Source organism: Methylomonas stagni (genome assembly GCF_050154735.1).
Classification (GTDB): Bacteria; Pseudomonadota; Gammaproteobacteria; order Methylococcales; family Methylomonadaceae; genus Methylomonas; species Methylomonas koyamae_A.
In genome coordinates, this window is record NZ_CP189557.1 from 2,255,833 (window position 1) to 2,271,220 (window position 15,388).

Sequence of the window (15,388 nt, forward strand, 5' to 3'; positions counted from 1 at the left end):
ATCCGATTTAACGATAATGAATGTAATCCGCCAAACCTGCCGGCATATGGTTTTTCAACCACAAGGCCAGCGCCTGGAACGGCGGAATGAGAACCGACTGTTTCCACCAAGGGTCTTCCGGCAGCGGCGTCACGCCGGCCATCATCACCAGCAAGGCCACCAGCACCGAACCGCGCACGATGCCGAACAGCATGCCTAACAAGCGATCGCTACCGGTCAATCCGGTGGATTCGATCAACTGACTTAATAAAAAGCTGATCAAACTGCCCAGAATCAAGGTCGCGAAAAACAGCAGCGCAAACGCCGCGGCGGCGCGGGCCGACGGATAACTGATCGTCGACTGCAACAATACCGCCACATCGCGGCTGTAGTGCACACCGACCCAGACCGCGACCGACCATATCGTCAGCGCGAACGCCTCCTTGACGAAGCCGCGAAACAAACCCATCAGGGCCGAACCGCCCACGATGACGATAATCAGGTAATCGACCCATAGCATTTGCTGCCAAGGCACAAAATCCAGCATCGCTTAAACCGGGATCGTTAGCTTACTCGTCCGGCGAAACAAAACTGTTTACGTTGATTTGCGCCAGTTTAGCCTTGATCGCTTGAGCCTTGGCCTTATCGACGATAGGGCCGATCCGGACTTTGAACACCGACCCCTTATCGCTGGCGAACTCCTTGACCGACGCGGCGAAACCTTGTTGTTTCAGACTTTCTTGCAATGCGGCCGCGTTCGGTTTCTGACTAAACGTACCGACCTGCAAATACCAGCGGTTGCTTTCCTCTCCGCCGACCGGCGCCTTAACGGCCGGCGCGGTCGCCGGTGCAACGACCGTCTCGGGTTTGGTTTCCGGTAATTTTGTCGGCTTCGGCTTGGCGATGGCACTGGGCGCGACCTGAGCCAAGGGCTGTACGGCCGGTGCCGCGGTCGGCGCCGGCAATTTGGTCGGACGCGGCGGCGGTACGTCTTCGGCCTCGGCCACCACCGGTTCTTCGTCGTCACCCACGACAGGCGTCGGCGCGCGCGTCGGAGCCGGCGCCGCTTTCTTGGGAAGCGGCAAGGTTTCCCGAGCGCCCAGTTTCAATTGCGGTTTCGGCGCCTCGAGCGCCGCTTCCCCTTCACCTTCCTCCGCCACCGCTCTCGGCGCCGGGACTTCGCCGACCGGCGGCTCGCCAGCCGGCGCGGTTTCGGCCACCGCTTCCGGCTTATCGGGCAGCGGCATGAATTCTACATCCTGAGTCTTGGCCGGCACTTCCGGGATTTTCAATTCGTTGATGGTTTTACCGGTTTCGTCGATTGGGTCGTCGAACAACATCGGCACGAAGATGGCGGCCAACGCGGTAATTACCGCGGCGCCAATCAATCGTTGCTTTAACTCCTGATCCATACTCAAGCACCTCTGGGAAAATTAGATAAATATTCGGATACCAGAAAAAAGAACCGAAAATCAGCGTCAGTTCGCCGGGCCCGGCCTGCCCGCTGGCCGCTCGGTAGGCGGCGGAAAAATCCGGATAGCCGTCGCGAACGCGGTCGCGCAGTTCGGGCGGAAACAGTGCCGCAATCGTTTCGGGCGGCGCGGCGCGCGGATTGGCCAGCGGCGCGAGATGCCACTCGGCGACCCGATCGGCCATGATCCGAATCACGCCGGCAATGTCCTTGTCCTTCATCATCGCGAACACCGCGCGTATCTTGGCATTGGGGAAGCTTTCGCTGAGATACTCCAGCAAGGTCCCCACCGCCTGCGGATTATGACCGACATCCAGCAACACCGGATGGCTGCCATCAATGAGCTGAAACCGCCCATTCAAGCGGGCCTCGGCCACGCCCCTCCGTATCGCCTCCGCCCCGACCGGCAGCCGCCCGTTCGACGCCTGGACGGTGGCGATGACCGCCGAAGCGTTGCGGTACTGATGTTCGCCCTGCAAGGCTGGCACCGGCAATCCCAGCAGTTCGGCGGATTCGCCCAGCCAATCCCAGACTTCGCCCCGTTTGCGATAACGGTAGGCGGCGCCGATGCGCAAGGTCACGGCGCCGATTTCCGCTGCGGTCGCCAATAGCGAAGCCGGCGGTTGTTGGTCGCCGATGACGGCCGGAACACCCGGCCGAAAAATCCCGGCCTTCTCCCGAGCGATAGCTTCGACAGTGTTGCCCAACCAATCGACATGGTCCAGCGCGATCGTCGTCACTAAAGTCGCGTCCGGGTCGACGATGTTGACCGCATCGAGTCGGCCGCCAAGCCCTACTTCCAGCAACTGCACATCGACATCGGCGCGGGCAAACAAATCCAGGGCCGCCAGCGTACCGAATTCGAAATAACTCAGACTGGTCTCGCCCCGTGCGGCATCGATGCGGGCGAAAGCATCGCAAATCTCCGCATCGCCGGCCGATCGCCCGGCGATGCGAATACGTTCGTTATACCGCAGAATGTGCGGCGAGGTGTAGGCCCCGACTTTATAACCCTGCGCTCGGTAGATCGCTTCCAAAAACGCCACGCAGGAACCCTTGCCGTTGGTCCCGGCCACGGTCACGGTCAGCGGCGCCGGACGGTCTGATCGAAGCCGGGCATACACGCCGGCGACTCTCGCCAGTCCCAGATCGATAGACTTGGGGTGTAGTTGTTCCTGCCAGTTTAGCCATGCCTGAAGCGTCTCGAAGCGCGCCATTGCGACCGCGACTACCCCTGGCCCGCTCCGGCGTCTCCGGAATCGGCATAACTTTCGCCGCCCTGCGCCGCCCCAGTCGAACGGCCGACGCATAGCATCGCCAGTATCGATGCAATTTTTTCGCGCATCTCCCGTCGGTCGATAATCATGTCGATTGCGCCGTGCTCGCGCAAGAATTCGCTACGCTGAAATCCTTCCGGCAGTTTTTCCCGAACGGTCTGTTCGATCACGCGAGGACCGGCGAAACCGATCAAAGCTTCCGGTTCGGCCGCGTTGATATCACCGAGCATGGCCAGACTGGCCGACACGCCACCCATCGTCGGATCGGTCATGAACGAGATATAGGGAATCCCGGCCTCGGCCAATTTGGTCAACGCCGCGCTGGTTTTAGTCATCTGAAACAACGAATACAGCGACTCCTGCATCCGCGCCCCGCCGCTGGCGGTAAACACGATGAACGGAAAACCGGTGCGCAAGCTTTCGTTAATGCCTCGCACGAAACGCTCGCCGACCACCGAACCCATCGAGCCGCCCATGAAACCGAAGTCGAAAGCCGCCGCGACGATGCCCTCGCCCATCAGTTTGCCGCGCATCGTCACCAATGCATCGTTTTCGTTACTTTGTTTTTGCGCCTGTTTGATGCGGTCCTTGTAACTCTTGCTGTCCTTGAATTTCAGAGGATCGCTGGGTTTCAGGCCGGCACCGATTTCGACGCGCTCGCCTTCATCCAAAAAGATATCCAGGCGGGCACGCGCCGAAATGCGCAGATGGTGGCTGCATTTCGGGCACACATGGAAATTCTTGACCAATTCGGCGTTGAACAAAATTGCATCGCAACGCGGACACTTACTCCACAAGCCTTCGGGCACCGAGGTACGTTTCGGGGTACTTTCGGTCCTAATCACCGAGGGAACTAATTTTTCAAACCAACTCATGCGTAAACTACTCCGCTAACCACTGTTTAACTGTCCATCGCTTGGCGCATGGACTTCAACAAGCCGATGATTTCACGCCGGGCCTGCTCGGGATCGTCGAGATTCGCCTCGATCTTACTGATCAACGCGCTGCCGACCACCACGCCGTCGGCGATATTGGCGATGGTTTTCGCGGTTTCGGCATCCTTAACGCCGAAGCCGACGCCAACCGGCAGGTCGGTGTTGGCTTTGATCAATTGCAATTTATCCTCGACGTCGGCGGTATCCAGATGGCCGGCGCCGGTCACGCCTTTCAACGATACGTAATACAAATAACCGCTACCGACCGCGTGCATCTTTTGAATGCGCTCGGCGGTGGTATTCGGCGCCAACAAAAAGATTTGATCGACGCCCCGCTCGCGCAACAGTTTGACGCACTCATCGGACTCCTCCGGCGGCAAATCGACGGTCAAAACACCGTCCACGTCGGCACGCTGTACCGCGTTGGCAAAGCCTTCGTAGCCCATGATTTCGATAGGATTCAAATAGCCCATCAACACCAGCGGCGTGACTTGATTGGTTTTGCGAAATTCCATCGCCATCGTCAATACCTTGCGTAAACCGACATGGTGGGCCAAGGCGCGTTCGCTGGCTCGCTGTATCACCGGACCGTCGGCCATCGGATCGGAAAACGGCACGCCCAGTTCGATCACGTCGGCACCGGCGGCGACCATCTCGTGCAGCAAGGGCACGGTGAATTCGGGATAAGGATCGCCGGCGGTAATGAACGGAATCAAGGCCTTGCGGCCGGACGCCTTCAGTTCGGCGAATTTGGCGGCTAAACGGCTCATAAGCTAATTCCTTCGCGTTGCATGATGGTGTGCATGTCCTTGTCGCCGCGGCCGGACAAATTGACGATGATCACTTGGTCCTTAGCCATCGTCGGCGCCAATTTCATCGTGTAGGCCAGTGCGTGGCTGGACTCCAATGCCGGAATGATGCCTTCCATCCGGGTCAAGGCGTGGAAGCCCTCCAAGGCTTCGTCGTCGGTGATGTTGGGATATTCGGCGCGACCGGTGTCCTTCAGCCAAGCATGCTCGGGTCCGACGCCGGGATAGTCCAGACCGGCCGAAATCGAATGGGTTTCGATGATTTCGCCGTCGTCGTCGGCCATTAGATAGGTGCGGTTACCGTGCAACACGCCGGGCCGTCCGGCCGACAACGGCGCGGAGTGGCGACCGGTGGCGATGCCGTCGCCGGCCGCCTCGACACCGTACATTTTGACGCCGGCATCGTCGATAAAGTGATAAAACAAGCCGATCGCATTGGAACCGCCTCCAACGCAAGCCACCAAGGCGTCCGGCAATTTACCGGCTTGGGCGAGACATTGTTGACGGGCTTCGCGGCCGATCACGGCCTGAAAGTCTCTAACCATCGCCGGATACGGGTGAGGACCCGCCACGGTGCCGATGATATAGAAGGTATTGTCGATATTGGTCACCCAATCGCGCAGGGCTTCGTTCAAGGCGTCCTTCAGGGTTTTCGAGCCTGATTCGACCGGCACCACGGTGGCTCCGAGCAATTTCATCCGATACACGTTCAAGGCTTGGCGGGCGACATCGACGGCGCCCATATAGACCACGCATTCCAAACCCAACCGCGCCGCGACGGTCGCGGTCGCCACGCCATGCTGGCCGGCGCCGGTTTCGGCGATGATGCGGGTCTTGCCCATGCGCTTAGCCAGCAAGGCCTGGCCGACGGTATTGTTGACCTTATGAGCGCCGGTGTGGTTCAGATCTTCGCGCTTCAGATAAATTTGAGCGCCGCCCAGATGTTGGCTCCAGCGCTGGGCATGGTACAGCGGCGACGGCCGGCCGACGTAATCGCGCAAGTCCGCATCGAGCTCGGCAACGAATTCCGGGTCTTGAATATAGCGTTGATAGGCTTCGTTCAGCTCGGTAATCGCCGGCATCAGCGTTTCCGCCACGAAAATACCGCCGTAAGGCCCGAAATGGCCCCGGGCGTCCGGCATTTGGTACTTGTCTGTCATAATTCTAATGTCGCTAGGTTGGTCGTTCTTATAAAGTCAGCCATTTTCGCCGCGTCCTTGACACCCTTACCCGCCTCGACGCCGCTGCTGACATCCAGCGCATAAGGCCGCACCGCGCGCACCGCGTCGCCGGCATTGTCCGGCGTCAAACCGCCGGCCAGAATCACAGGCAGTTGTCTGGCCGTCGGGATCAACTCCCAATCGAAGCGCTGGCCGCTGCCGCCCGGCAAACCCGGATGATAAGCATCCAACAACAGCCCGGCCGCATCCGGATATTGGCGCTGCAAGCCGTCGAGATCGATTTCAGGCCTCATCCGCACTGCCTTGATGTAGGATTTGTCGTAGATTCGGCAAGCCTCCGGCGTTTCGTCGCCGTGAAATTGCAGGCAGTCGATCCGAACTTGGCCCAATACGCTTCGAATCCAGTCAGGTTCCGCGTCGACAAACAAGCCGACCACCGAAACGAAGGCCGGCAAGGCTCTGGCTATCGCGGCGGCCGCCCCGATCTCGACGTGGCGAGGGCTGGGTGGATAAAACACCAAGCCGATCGCATCGACCCCCAATCCAGCCGCGTCAAGCGCGTCGTCTACCCTGGTAAATCCGCAAATTTTAACGCGGGTCCGCATCGAAACGTCTCTGAAAAAAAGCGGCGTAGGATAACACAACTGCCCGCCGAGTCGGGCTAGGCGAAATCAAAAAAGGCCGGGGCCGCTTAGCCCCTAACCCGCGTTCTTGCCTACGTACCGTCAATGGGCATGACCGCCGTGGTCTTCGGCGGAATGATCGTCCGCGTCCTCCGCCCCGCCCTCGTGCCGGTGCTGCTGGGCGGCGCCTTGGTTGATTGGGTCGGCGGCCCGCACCGCAACGCCGAACTTATAAACCATCAAGCCGCCCAAGTCGGCGGTAAACACCAACAAACCGGCAAGTAGCATGGCCAATAAACCAAACACTTGATTGGCCGGCCCGCCGATCACCCCTTTAACCGCGATACGCCAGACCGACAACAGCGCTGCCAAGACCAATACCGAAATTCCCAAGTGTTCGTGTTTTTCCATGATTTCATGGACATTGCCGCCGTGCGCGACATTGGCCGCCGCGATCAGACCTGCCGCGACGGTCGCCGCCGCGAATAGCGTACCGGCATACAGGAACCAGCTCGCCGCGCCGCGCCAAGCCGGCTTGCCCGCCAAACTGGCCACGATGTCGATCGCGACGAACAAGAGCAACAGCGCAATCGGAAAATGCACCAGCAACGGATGCCAGTTCTCCATAGCGGCAATGCCAGGCAGCAAATCGGCGAAATTCTCGCCGGGCGATCGCCCCGCCGCACTCTCAATCGCGGCCAGCCAGCCGGCCACGCTGCCCGCAAACCCGCCGCTACTATCGGCGCCGCCGTGCACCGCCATCGTCAAATGCTGTTGCCATCCCAACATACGTCCCCCGTTTTCGTTGAGCCTATATCGATCCGGGCTTTCCCGCCCGAATCGTCAGTTGATTGCGATTTGCGCCGATGTCGTTAATGCCCGAGTCTTGCTTTCGGTAAATTCGGTGCCTTGCTGGCGCACGAACAGCGCTTGCAATTTTTCTTCGTCGGCTACTTTCATGCCCTCTTCGTGCCCCAAGCACAACAAGGCGGTGGACCAGGCATCCGCGATCGTCGGGTCGGCGTGAAACACGCTGACCGCAACCAGATCATGATTGACCGGCCGGCCGGTGCGAGCGTCCAAAATATGGCTGTATCGCTGCCCCTTCACATCGAAAAAGTGCCGGTAAGTGCCGGAGGTCATTACCGCCATCGCCTCGTCCTTGGGCAAGGTCACCACCTTGTGCAACTCGCGCTCGCCCGGCAACGGCTTTTCCACCGCGATGCGCCAGGATTTGCCGTCCGGTTTGTGACCGTGGGTTTTCAATTCGCCGCCGATTTCCACCAGATAATTTTCCACGCCCAATTGTTCCATGACCTGACTGATTTTGCCGACGCTATAGCCTTGGGCGATCGACGACAAGTCTACCCTGACCTTCGCCAAATGCTTACGGATGTGGTTGTCGTCGACCACCGCAAGCTTGTCCATGCCGACGTTAACCATTGCGTCGTGAATCGCGGCATCCTCGGGGATGACCAATTTGTCGTCCTTAAAACCCCATAAATCGAACAGCGGCTTGATGGTCAAGTCGTAACAGCCGTGACTCAGCTCGCTGACGGTACGTGCGATTTTGACCAGCGTGACGACTTGCGGATCGACCGTTTGACTTTCTGTGGAGGGATTGGCGTTAAATTGTTCTATCGACGAATCCGGCCGGTAATTGGATAAGACTTTATCCAGGTCGGCAAACGCTTGATTGACCTCAGCCTCTACTTGCTTGAAGTCGACCGGCTCGGGCGACCAATAGCTGATGTTATAGGTCGTGCCTTGCGCGAAGCCGCTCAATTTTTCGATTGGTGGTAACGGCTCCTGGCAGCCCACCAACATCAACGCTTCCAGCAGCCCCACCATCCACACGTACCGCATGCATCCCCCTTTTCGTTTATCCGTGACGATTATTATTAAATTTTTTCGCGCAAAAGCGCCGACACTGCTTTGAATTGCGGATGAGCGGCATCGCCCAACCATTCGAACAAGACCGATTCATGATTGGTGACGATCACTTGCCGAGACTGCAAACGCCGCAGCGCCGATGCTTTATGCTCGGGATTTCTGGAACAGACCGCATCGCCGACCACCTGCACCCGGTAACCCAATTGCAATAAGTCGTAGGCCGATTGCAAGACGCAGACGTGGGCTTCCTGCCCGACCAGCAGTACTTGTCGGCGGCCGCTCTCGGCCAGCGCCTCGACGAAACCGGGAGCCCGGCAACAGGAAAATCCGGTCTTGGCGAAGACCGACGTCGCGGAAGGCCAAGCAGCGGCGATTTCGGCCTGAGTCGGCCCGAGACCTTGCGGATATTGTTCGGTCGCCAGCACCGGCACGCCCAAACAATCGGCAGCCTTTAGCAAGCGAAGCGTCGCCTTAGCGACCCTCTCGGCCTCGTCGGCCGGCATGGCCGCGCTCAAGCGGCCCTGCAAATCGACGACGACCAGCGCGCTATCGGCGCAATCGGCCAAATCGGGATGGGGCGCCATCGCTTAAGCGTGCTTCATGATGCGGGCTTTCTCGCGTTGCCAATCCTTTTCCTTGGAGGCGACGCGCTTGTCGTGCAATTTCTTGCCCTTGGCCAAACCCAATTTCAGCTTGGCGCGACCGCGTATCCAGTACATCGACAGCGGAATCAAGGTATAGCCCTTGCGCTCGACCGAACCGATCAATTTGGCCAATTCTCGGGCATGCAGCAGCAATTTCTTGCGGCGTACCGCATCCGGATTGACATGAGTGGACGCCGACAGCATCGGCGAAATGTGTGCGCCGCACAACCAAGCCTCGCCGCGGCGAATCTCGATATAGCTTTCCTTGAGCTGGATGCGGCCGTCGCGCAAGCTCTTGACTTCCCAGCCTTCCAAGACCAAACCGGCTTCGAACTGCTCCTCTATCGTGTACTCGTGAGTCGCTTGGCGATTGACGGCGATAGTGTTATCGGTGGCTTTATTGTCCTTTTTTTCTTGGCGGCCATGACTAGCGACGATGATTAAACTGACTGTAAACTGTAATTTTGATATTTTACCCGCACCCCCATCAAATAACACTTTAAATAACAGGGCCAGCAGCAATGAGCGACAAAACCCAATCCATCCACGGCGCATGGTCGTCCCGCTTCGCCTTTATTTTGGCGGCCACCGGGTCGGCGGTCGGTTTGGGCAACATCTGGAAATTTCCCTACATCACCGGCCAAAACGGCGGCGGCGCCTTTGTGATGGTTTACCTGTTTTGCGTGGCGGCGATCGGCGTGCCGATCATGATCGCCGAAATCATGCTGGGCCGGCGCGGCCGGCAAAACCCGATCAACACCATGCAGAGTCTGGCCGTCGAAGCCGGCGCCGACCCGCGCTGGCAATACATGGGCTGGCTGGGCATGCTCGGCGGATTCCTGATCCTGGGTTACTACAGCGTCATCGCCGGCTGGTCCATGGCCTACATCGTCAAATCCTTCACCGGCCAATTTTTTAGCTCGGACGCCGGCGACATCAAGGCCCTGTTCGACGACTTGATGGCCAGCCCGATCCAGCAAATTTTCTGGCACACCGTATTCATGCTGGCGACGATGCAAGTCGTCATGCGCGGCGTCCAGGGCGGCCTGGAAAAATCGGTGCGATTTCTGATGCCGGCCTTATTTTTCCTGCTGCTGATCCTGGTCGCCTATGCGATGAGCTCGGGCGGTTACGAACAAGGCATCGAATTTTTGTTCAACCCCGACTTCAGTAAAATCGACGCCGACGCAATCCTGACCGCGATGGGCCATGCCTTCTTCACACTGAGCCTGGGCATGGGCGCGATCATGGTCTACGGTTCCTATCTGCCCGGCCATGTATCCATCGCCAAAACCACCTTTTACATCGCCGGCGCCGATACCATCGTCGCGCTACTGGCCGGTATCGCCATCTTTCCGCTGGTGTTCGCCAATCACCTGGAAGCCGCCGCCGGCCCCGGCCTGATCTTCCAGACCCTGCCGCTGGCTTTCGGCCACATGGGCGGCGGCTGGCTGTTCGGGCTGTTGTTTTTTGTGCTGCTGTTCTTCGCCGCGCTGACCTCGTCGATTTCGATCATCGAACCCGCCGTGGCCTGGCTGGTGGAAAACAAGGATCTGCAACGCCGCGAAGCCTGTCTGTGGGCCGGCGGCGCCTGCTGGGCGCTGGGCGTGGCGGTGGTGTTTTCGTTTAATATCTGGTCGGAACATAAATGGTTCGACAAGAATCTGTTCGAGCTGCTCGATTATTTGACCGCCAACCTGATGCTGCCGCTCGGCGGTTTGGCGATCGCGGTATTCGCCGGCTGGAAAATGAAACCGGCCCACGCCGAACAGGAACTGGAACTGCCGCCGCAAGGTTTTCAAGCTTGGCAATTTCTGATCCGCTACGTCGCGCCGGCTTCGGTATTCCTGGTATTCCTGCACGTGCTGGGAGTTTTGTAATGATCACCGTCGTGCAAAAAAGCGCCCTGGTCAAATTCTCGGCCAAACAGATGTTCGATCTCGTAGACGACATCGAGTCCTACCCCAAATTCTTGCCCTGGTGCGCCGGCAGCAAGGTGCTGAAACGCGAGGGCAACATCGTCGAAGGCCAAATCGACATCGCCAAGGCCGGTTTCCATAAATCGTTCACGACCCGCAACAAATCCGATCAAGGCGGCAAGATTCAAATCAGCCTGCTGGACGGGCCGTTCAAATCGCTGGAAGGCTTTTGGAGTTTCATGCCGCTCCGCGAAGACGCCAGCAAGATTTCGCTGGATTTGGAGTTCGAAATCGCCAGCACCTTCGCCAGCCTGGCCTTCGGCCCGGTCTTCAATCAAATCTGCAACACCATGGTCGGCGCCTTCACCCAGCGCGCCAAAGCGGTGTATGGCTGACATCCGCATCGAAGTCGCCTACGCGACGCCCGAGCGGCAAACCCTGATCGCGCTAACCCTACCGCCGGACGCCACCGCCGAACAAGCCATCCAGGCATCAGGCATCTTGGCCCGGCATCCGGAAATCGATTTGACCGTTCAAAAGTTCGGCATTTTCGGCATCGTCGCCAAACCCAACTTAACTTTGACCGACGGCGACCGGGTGGAGATTTATCGGCCGCTGAAACAAAATCCGATGGATGCGCGGCGACAACGATCTAAGCAATAACCCCCGCGAAACCACCCATCCGCGCTTTTTGGGATTAAGTTCGGTCGAACAGGCTTGGTGATGACTAAATTTCCTTCGCCGCCACAAGGAACAACTGACGAGATTCCCGAACGGAGCCGGCGGAAAATATCGGCCGACTCAACCCTAGCAGACCGAAGCTAAAAACCGACCGTTGCGGCGCGAAAGTCCGGGCGAATTGTCGTTTGCAAGAGTCCGCTGAAAACCATCGCGCGGGCCCTGCCTGTGTAAGGACAAACTCCCTTCTCACGACACTGTCCTTTCGGATTTTCCGAGAACACCACTCGCCGGCTTCATCCTCGTTCGGCGGAAAACGCCCCAGAGTAGCCATTCACTATGCAACGTTGTATGTTAGCTATTCGATACATACCTGGCATTTAAAATTGCCGATAAATGGTGATTAAATTTGAAACTCGGGTAGGATGTGCCAACCAACGGGCGGCGCATCGTTCGAGATAATAATGACACAAACCATCGATTTAATATGACGGATTATCGTAGGCTCTATATCCCAGGCGCATCATGGTTTTTTACCGTAAATTTGGCACAACGAAAGGGAAACCGATTATTGATTGATAATATCGATTTATTGCGCAAGGCATTTGCCTATACCAAACGCCGACATCCTTTCAAAATAGACGCCGTAGTTGTTTTACCGAACCACATTCATTGTATTTGGACTTTACCTGAAGGGGATTCCGATTTCTCAACCCGCTGGAATATTTTGAAAGGAGCCTTTTCCAAAAGTCTCGAAAAAGGGGAGCGAGTTTCAGCCAGTCGAAAATCTCGAAGGGAACGTGGCATTTGGCAGCGGCGATTTTGGGAACATGGCTTGCGCGATCAAGAAGATTACAGCCGCCACATGGATTACATCCATTGGAATCCGGTAAAGCATCAATGGGCAAATTCGGTAAAGGACTGGCCTTATTCGAGTTTTCAAAATTACGTCAAGCAAGGAATTTATCCCGAAAACTGGGGTAGCGTTATGCCCTTGGATATTGAAGGCTTGAATAACTCGAAAGATGCGCCGCCCGTTGGTTGGCGCATCCTACGGGCTACGCGAACGCCGGATTTACAAAATACATCCCAGTCGTAGATGGACGACTGCAGGGATGCAGGAGGTAGGGCGACGCAGGATGCCAAAGCCGAGGGCTTCGCGGTCACGTGCTCGCCCCGGATGTATCACGCCTCATATCCGGTTCTTGTTCATCGCCCCGCAGCTTTGGATTCGGCTTCTTCCAGACCCTGCCTCGCGACAACGCCCTTGCCGTTTCCCTAGCCTTCGGCTCTACGAAAACCTGGCTGCCGGACTTTCACCGACATAGTAACGTGCCACGCCCGACACACATGTTTGAAATCACCGGCGTTGCGCGGCTTCATCGCGCAGCGTCCGGTGGATTGATGGGTTAGCAGTCGGATCACCACCACTTGGGATACTCCCGAACTTTCTCTAGCATGACCGGTACTTCGCTGGGATACCCGGTGACCTCAAGAACAACCTTCCCGATACCTACGGTGTCAGTGGCTTGAACTCGGGTTGTGATTTCTTCATTACATCGTTCCACGGCAACAATTGGAACCCCGCTCATATTGAGAAGAACGGCGGTACCCGTTTCTTCCCGGCACAGATTGCCAAGCTCTTCCTCAAACCTATTGAGGTCAGCATGCGAAAACCAACACTCTTTGATGGAGATGGTGGTCTGCTGAAATGGCATAATGAATTTGGCTTCGACATCGAACGCAACAGAAGGAAATCTATCCTCGGACGCAACTGGATCAAGGCGCAGTTGAAGTTCTTGAGATGTGCTGAGGTCAAGTGTCATGACTGCTAACGTGGAGCTAAGGGGCGGGCGCGATAGCGACCGTCACACTTGAGCGCACGGTTATGTCTTGAAAACATCTTCAACTTGCTGGCTATTTTTCTACACGACATGGACGTTTCTTTAAGCGAAGGCTCTCAATGATGGCCGAAATAACTAATGCCTTTTCGGGTTCTGATACAGGACGAAGTTCAGTGCCGACCCCTGAGACCCATGATTTTATTGAATCTTTGTGAATGATACGGCCTCGAGAGAAGAAGCCAGGCTCATAATCTACCCAGACTAGCACCTTTTCATTGCCTGCGATGTAAGCAAATGTTTCACGATCAACCCACTCAATTGAAACTGCATCTCTCATGCACTTACTCTGGTAAAACATAACGTCTAAGGTAACCTGCTGCCGGAGCCCGAAGGGCGGAGGGCACCGAGAAGCGCAGCTTCTCGGCGGTCCGGTTGACCGAGGAGTTGGGCGTCATTTGGCCGACCCATCATGCGGAGTGGGTTGAGTTGCCAACTGCCACCGACACTGGGAAACGATTTCAGCGATGGGCTGGGAATACAGCTTTCCGTCTTCAATCGTGAGGTCAGAGTTAGGCGCTTCGTCCGTAAATGAATCATAGAGGGCCCAGTGTGGGATTCGCTCACCGATCGGCTCTATGCCATACAGGAGCCCAGTGGTCTTGTTGGTGAACAATCGAACTCGCCGGGACGGAAATTCGTTGCGCTCAACAGGCCCATAGAGGTACTGGCCCGACAGAGACAGCGTGTCGCCAGTCTCGATCGCAAGAAGAAAGTGCAAGCCTTCGTCTTCAATTTCTTCAATTTGCACGACGTCCTGCACTTCGTGTTCAACGGTGAGAAGGTCTCCATCGTAGAGGGCATCTTGCATTGACTTCGATTGCTTAGCCTTTTGCGCGGGCCAGAGACAAAGGAGAAAGACAGGAATGACGACGTAGGCAAGGCCGCAGGAGACAGCAATAAGGAGCGGGCCATTGGTGATGATGTTGCTGGAGTACCCCGCGATGGGGATCAACAGCATTGTGCAGACTACAGCGATGGCGATGAGGCGAAGCATAAGCTATGACGCCCAACGATAAGGGTAACTTGACGGCGAAAGTGTAGCGACGAGCTTTTGCCGGTCAAGTTTACCCGCTGGTTATGCTTCTTATTTGAGCCCATAGTATTTGAGCGCTGCTTCAGTTAGCACTTTTGTGGCAACTGAGATTCCAATATTCCATGAGCCTTCGACCGCTTTTTTTAGGTTGGACACCAACCAATTTTTGGCGTTTTGACCAAAAGGCTCTTCTGCGCTAGTCGGCTCCTCTGACTGAACTATGTCAGCAAGCTCAGTTGCATCTTCTCGTGGTATCCCTGATTTAACAAGATGTTCAATCAAGGAGTCAGCGTCACGCAAGCCAACCTCGACTGAAATACTTGAATGCCCACCACTAGCAACAGCTGTCGTAACGTTGCCATAGATTATTTGTTGCGAGATTTGCTGTACTCTTTCATGATTTGTTTCGGTGTTCTTGGAGGCTGCTCCAAATGTCACAAGAGAAGCGGCTGGAATGGACTTTTCCAATTCTAAGGTGAGTTCAAGGATTCTAGAACGAACTGATTGTTGAATCTCTGCAATAGCTGTGCGAGATATTGAGGCAGTTATATCGTTACATGCGTAATTTTCATATACCTTTCCTTACAATAAGAGAATTAAGTTTGATGCATCGATTCCTAAAGCCCCCTTTTCAGCGCTCATTTTTAACAGTTCGCCCACTGCAGCAATACTTTCTCGTACTTCATATTTAATCCATCCTTCTCCAGCGTGCTTTTCGACTAGATAGCCAGGAATTTGGGCATTGTTAATGCCTGATCCAAACGGGCCTGAGAACGTGCCTTTGTAGCTAATTCCTACAATTCGATATGACGGAACCTCCGCGTCTTTTGGGTATCCTTCGGATTCATGTTTTACCCACTCTTCCAAAACGTTACTTCCAAGGCGCGATGCCAACAGGCGTAGCTTCAAGAGGACAGAGCCTAAGTCCGCTCCTTCTTGAACGACGGATTCTTGAATTTGATGAAGCAGTGACAAGTTAGGTTCTCTGTCTCTAGATTTTATGCATAACGTTGCGTTAAACCGCCAGCCGGAGCGCAGCGGA

At 56.4% G+C, this 15,388-nt stretch carries 18 protein-coding genes and 1 pseudogene; 4 read left to right on the forward strand and 15 right to left on the reverse strand.

The features are described from left to right. Positions 1 to 7: 7 nt before the first annotated feature. The 11 genes from ACP4CD_RS10550 to smpB all read right to left on the reverse strand — a co-directional run bounded on the left by ACP4CD_RS10550 (position 8) and on the right by smpB (position 9,250). Positions 8 to 526, reverse strand: a complete 519-nt coding sequence (locus ACP4CD_RS10550) for a CvpA family protein (RefSeq protein WP_175463627.1) — start codon at positions 524 to 526, stop codon at positions 8 to 10. Positions 527 to 548: 22 nt separating this feature from the next. Beyond that, positions 549 to 1,340, reverse strand: coding sequence for an SPOR domain-containing protein (locus ACP4CD_RS10555; protein ID WP_426994514.1), 792 nt, complete (start codon positions 1,338 to 1,340; stop codon positions 549 to 551). After that, positions 1,285 to 2,667 (reverse strand): bifunctional tetrahydrofolate synthase/dihydrofolate synthase, encoded by a 1,383-nt coding sequence (folC, locus tag ACP4CD_RS10560; RefSeq protein ID WP_426994515.1) that lies wholly within the window; start codon positions 2,665 to 2,667, stop codon positions 1,285 to 1,287. The genes ACP4CD_RS10555 and folC overlap by 56 nt, the downstream gene beginning before the upstream one ends. Positions 2,668 to 2,678: 11 nt before the next feature. Beyond that, a complete protein-coding gene (gene accD, locus ACP4CD_RS10565; protein ID WP_426994516.1) occupies positions 2,679 to 3,602 on the reverse strand; it encodes an acetyl-CoA carboxylase, carboxyltransferase subunit beta in 924 nt (307 codons plus the stop codon). 26 nt (positions 3,603 to 3,628) lie between these two features. Next, complete coding sequence (gene trpA, locus ACP4CD_RS10570) at positions 3,629 to 4,432, reverse strand: tryptophan synthase subunit alpha (RefSeq protein ID WP_064026270.1); 804 nt, start codon at positions 4,430 to 4,432, stop codon at positions 3,629 to 3,631. Continuing rightward, entirely contained in the window at positions 4,429 to 5,631 is a 1,203-nt protein-coding gene (trpB, locus tag ACP4CD_RS10575; RefSeq protein WP_071155012.1) for a tryptophan synthase subunit beta, read from the reverse strand. Before trpB ends, trpA begins: the two co-directional genes overlap by 4 nt. Next, positions 5,628 to 6,257: a phosphoribosylanthranilate isomerase gene (locus ACP4CD_RS10580; RefSeq protein ID WP_426994517.1), complete on the reverse strand. Its 630-nt coding sequence runs from the start codon at positions 6,255 to 6,257 to the stop codon at positions 5,628 to 5,630. The genes trpB and ACP4CD_RS10580 overlap by 4 nt, the downstream gene beginning before the upstream one ends. 120 nt (positions 6,258 to 6,377) lie before the next feature. After that, entirely contained in the window at positions 6,378 to 7,064 is a 687-nt protein-coding gene (locus ACP4CD_RS10585; protein ID WP_426994518.1) for a DUF2231 domain-containing protein, read from the reverse strand. A gap of 54 nt (positions 7,065 to 7,118) precedes the next feature. Continuing rightward, positions 7,119 to 8,141, reverse strand: coding sequence for an FAD:protein FMN transferase (locus tag ACP4CD_RS10590; RefSeq protein WP_426994519.1), 1,023 nt, complete (start codon positions 8,139 to 8,141; stop codon positions 7,119 to 7,121). Positions 8,142 to 8,176: 35 nt separating this feature from the next. Beyond that, the gene (locus ACP4CD_RS10595; protein WP_426994520.1) at positions 8,177 to 8,752 is read right to left on the reverse strand and encodes an isochorismatase family protein; all 576 of its coding nucleotides are present in this window, start codon (positions 8,750 to 8,752) and stop codon (positions 8,177 to 8,179) included. Positions 8,753 to 8,755: 3 nt separating this feature from the next. Beyond that, on the reverse strand, positions 8,756 to 9,250 hold the full coding sequence (gene smpB / locus ACP4CD_RS10600; protein WP_426994669.1) for an SsrA-binding protein SmpB: 495 nt from the start codon (positions 9,248 to 9,250) through the stop codon (positions 8,756 to 8,758). Between the two features lie 83 nt (positions 9,251 to 9,333). On the opposite strand from smpB, the gene ACP4CD_RS10605 reads away from it, so the two are divergent. From ACP4CD_RS10605 to ACP4CD_RS10620, 4 genes are all read left to right on the forward strand, one after another. Further along, positions 9,334 to 10,692, forward strand: a complete 1,359-nt coding sequence (locus ACP4CD_RS10605) for a sodium-dependent transporter (RefSeq protein WP_426994521.1) — start codon at positions 9,334 to 9,336, stop codon at positions 10,690 to 10,692. Beyond that, positions 10,692 to 11,126: a type II toxin-antitoxin system RatA family toxin gene (locus ACP4CD_RS10610; RefSeq protein WP_082885402.1), complete on the forward strand. Its 435-nt coding sequence runs from the start codon at positions 10,692 to 10,694 to the stop codon at positions 11,124 to 11,126. The genes ACP4CD_RS10605 and ACP4CD_RS10610 overlap by 1 nt, the downstream gene beginning before the upstream one ends. Beyond that, positions 11,119 to 11,394, forward strand: coding sequence for an RnfH family protein (locus tag ACP4CD_RS10615; RefSeq protein ID WP_426994522.1), 276 nt, complete (start codon positions 11,119 to 11,121; stop codon positions 11,392 to 11,394). Before ACP4CD_RS10610 ends, ACP4CD_RS10615 begins: the two co-directional genes overlap by 8 nt. Before the next feature lie 502 nt (positions 11,395 to 11,896). Then, positions 11,897 to 12,508 (forward strand): REP-associated tyrosine transposase, encoded by a 612-nt coding sequence (locus ACP4CD_RS10620; protein WP_426994523.1) that lies wholly within the window; start codon positions 11,897 to 11,899, stop codon positions 12,506 to 12,508. 322 nt (positions 12,509 to 12,830) lie between these two features. Here the strand turns inward: ACP4CD_RS10620 and ACP4CD_RS10625 are convergent, their stop codons facing one another. The 4 genes and pseudogenes from ACP4CD_RS10625 to ACP4CD_RS10640 all read right to left on the reverse strand — a co-directional run bounded on the left by ACP4CD_RS10625 (position 12,831) and on the right by ACP4CD_RS10640 (position 15,321). Then, positions 12,831 to 13,235: a hypothetical protein gene (locus ACP4CD_RS10625; protein ID WP_426994524.1), complete on the reverse strand. Its 405-nt coding sequence runs from the start codon at positions 13,233 to 13,235 to the stop codon at positions 12,831 to 12,833. A 91-nt stretch (positions 13,236 to 13,326) separates the two neighbouring features. Further along, positions 13,327 to 13,590, reverse strand: a complete 264-nt coding sequence (locus ACP4CD_RS10630) for a hypothetical protein (protein ID WP_426994525.1) — start codon at positions 13,588 to 13,590, stop codon at positions 13,327 to 13,329. 114 nt (positions 13,591 to 13,704) lie between these two features. Beyond that, entirely contained in the window at positions 13,705 to 14,271 is a 567-nt protein-coding gene (locus ACP4CD_RS10635) for a hypothetical protein (protein WP_426994526.1), read from the reverse strand. Positions 14,272 to 14,397: 126 nt separating this feature from the next. Beyond that, positions 14,398 to 15,321: pseudogene (locus tag ACP4CD_RS10640) on the reverse strand (hypothetical protein). Between the last annotated feature and the right edge of the window lie 67 nt (positions 15,322 to 15,388).

Bases quoted from the DNA above. Each gene is read 5' to 3' on its own strand.
- ACP4CD_RS10550 (WP_175463627.1), bottom strand. From the start codon at position 526: ATGCTGGATTTTGTGCCTTGGCAGCAAATGCTATGGGTCGATTACCTG.
- folC (WP_426994515.1), bottom strand. From the start codon at position 2,667: ATGGCGCGCTTCGAGACGCTTCAGGCATGGCTAAACTGGCAGGAACAA.
- accD (WP_426994516.1), bottom strand. From the start codon at position 3,602: ATGAGTTGGTTTGAAAAATTAGTTCCCTCGGTGATTAGGACCGAAAGT.
- trpA (WP_064026270.1), bottom strand. From the start codon at position 4,432: ATGAGCCGTTTAGCCGCCAAATTCGCCGAACTGAAGGCGTCCGGCCGC.
- trpB (WP_071155012.1), bottom strand. From the start codon at position 5,631: ATGACAGACAAGTACCAAATGCCGGACGCCCGGGGCCATTTCGGGCCT.
- ACP4CD_RS10580 (WP_426994517.1), bottom strand. From the start codon at position 6,257: ATGCGGACCCGCGTTAAAATTTGCGGATTTACCAGGGTAGACGACGCG.
- ACP4CD_RS10585 (WP_426994518.1), bottom strand. From the start codon at position 7,064: ATGTTGGGATGGCAACAGCATTTGACGATGGCGGTGCACGGCGGCGCC.
- ACP4CD_RS10590 (WP_426994519.1), bottom strand. From the start codon at position 8,141: ATGCGGTACGTGTGGATGGTGGGGCTGCTGGAAGCGTTGATGTTGGTG.
- ACP4CD_RS10595 (WP_426994520.1), bottom strand. From the start codon at position 8,752: ATGGCGCCCCATCCCGATTTGGCCGATTGCGCCGATAGCGCGCTGGTC.
- ACP4CD_RS10605 (WP_426994521.1), top strand. From the start codon at position 9,334: ATGAGCGACAAAACCCAATCCATCCACGGCGCATGGTCGTCCCGCTTC.
- ACP4CD_RS10610 (WP_082885402.1), top strand. From the start codon at position 10,692: ATGATCACCGTCGTGCAAAAAAGCGCCCTGGTCAAATTCTCGGCCAAA.
- ACP4CD_RS10615 (WP_426994522.1), top strand. From the start codon at position 11,119: ATGGCTGACATCCGCATCGAAGTCGCCTACGCGACGCCCGAGCGGCAA.
- ACP4CD_RS10620 (WP_426994523.1), top strand. From the start codon at position 11,897: ATGACGGATTATCGTAGGCTCTATATCCCAGGCGCATCATGGTTTTTT.
- ACP4CD_RS10625 (WP_426994524.1), bottom strand. From the start codon at position 13,235: ATGACACTTGACCTCAGCACATCTCAAGAACTTCAACTGCGCCTTGAT.
- ACP4CD_RS10630 (WP_426994525.1), bottom strand. From the start codon at position 13,590: ATGAGAGATGCAGTTTCAATTGAGTGGGTTGATCGTGAAACATTTGCT.
- ACP4CD_RS10635 (WP_426994526.1), bottom strand. From the start codon at position 14,271: ATGCTGTTGATCCCCATCGCGGGGTACTCCAGCAACATCATCACCAAT.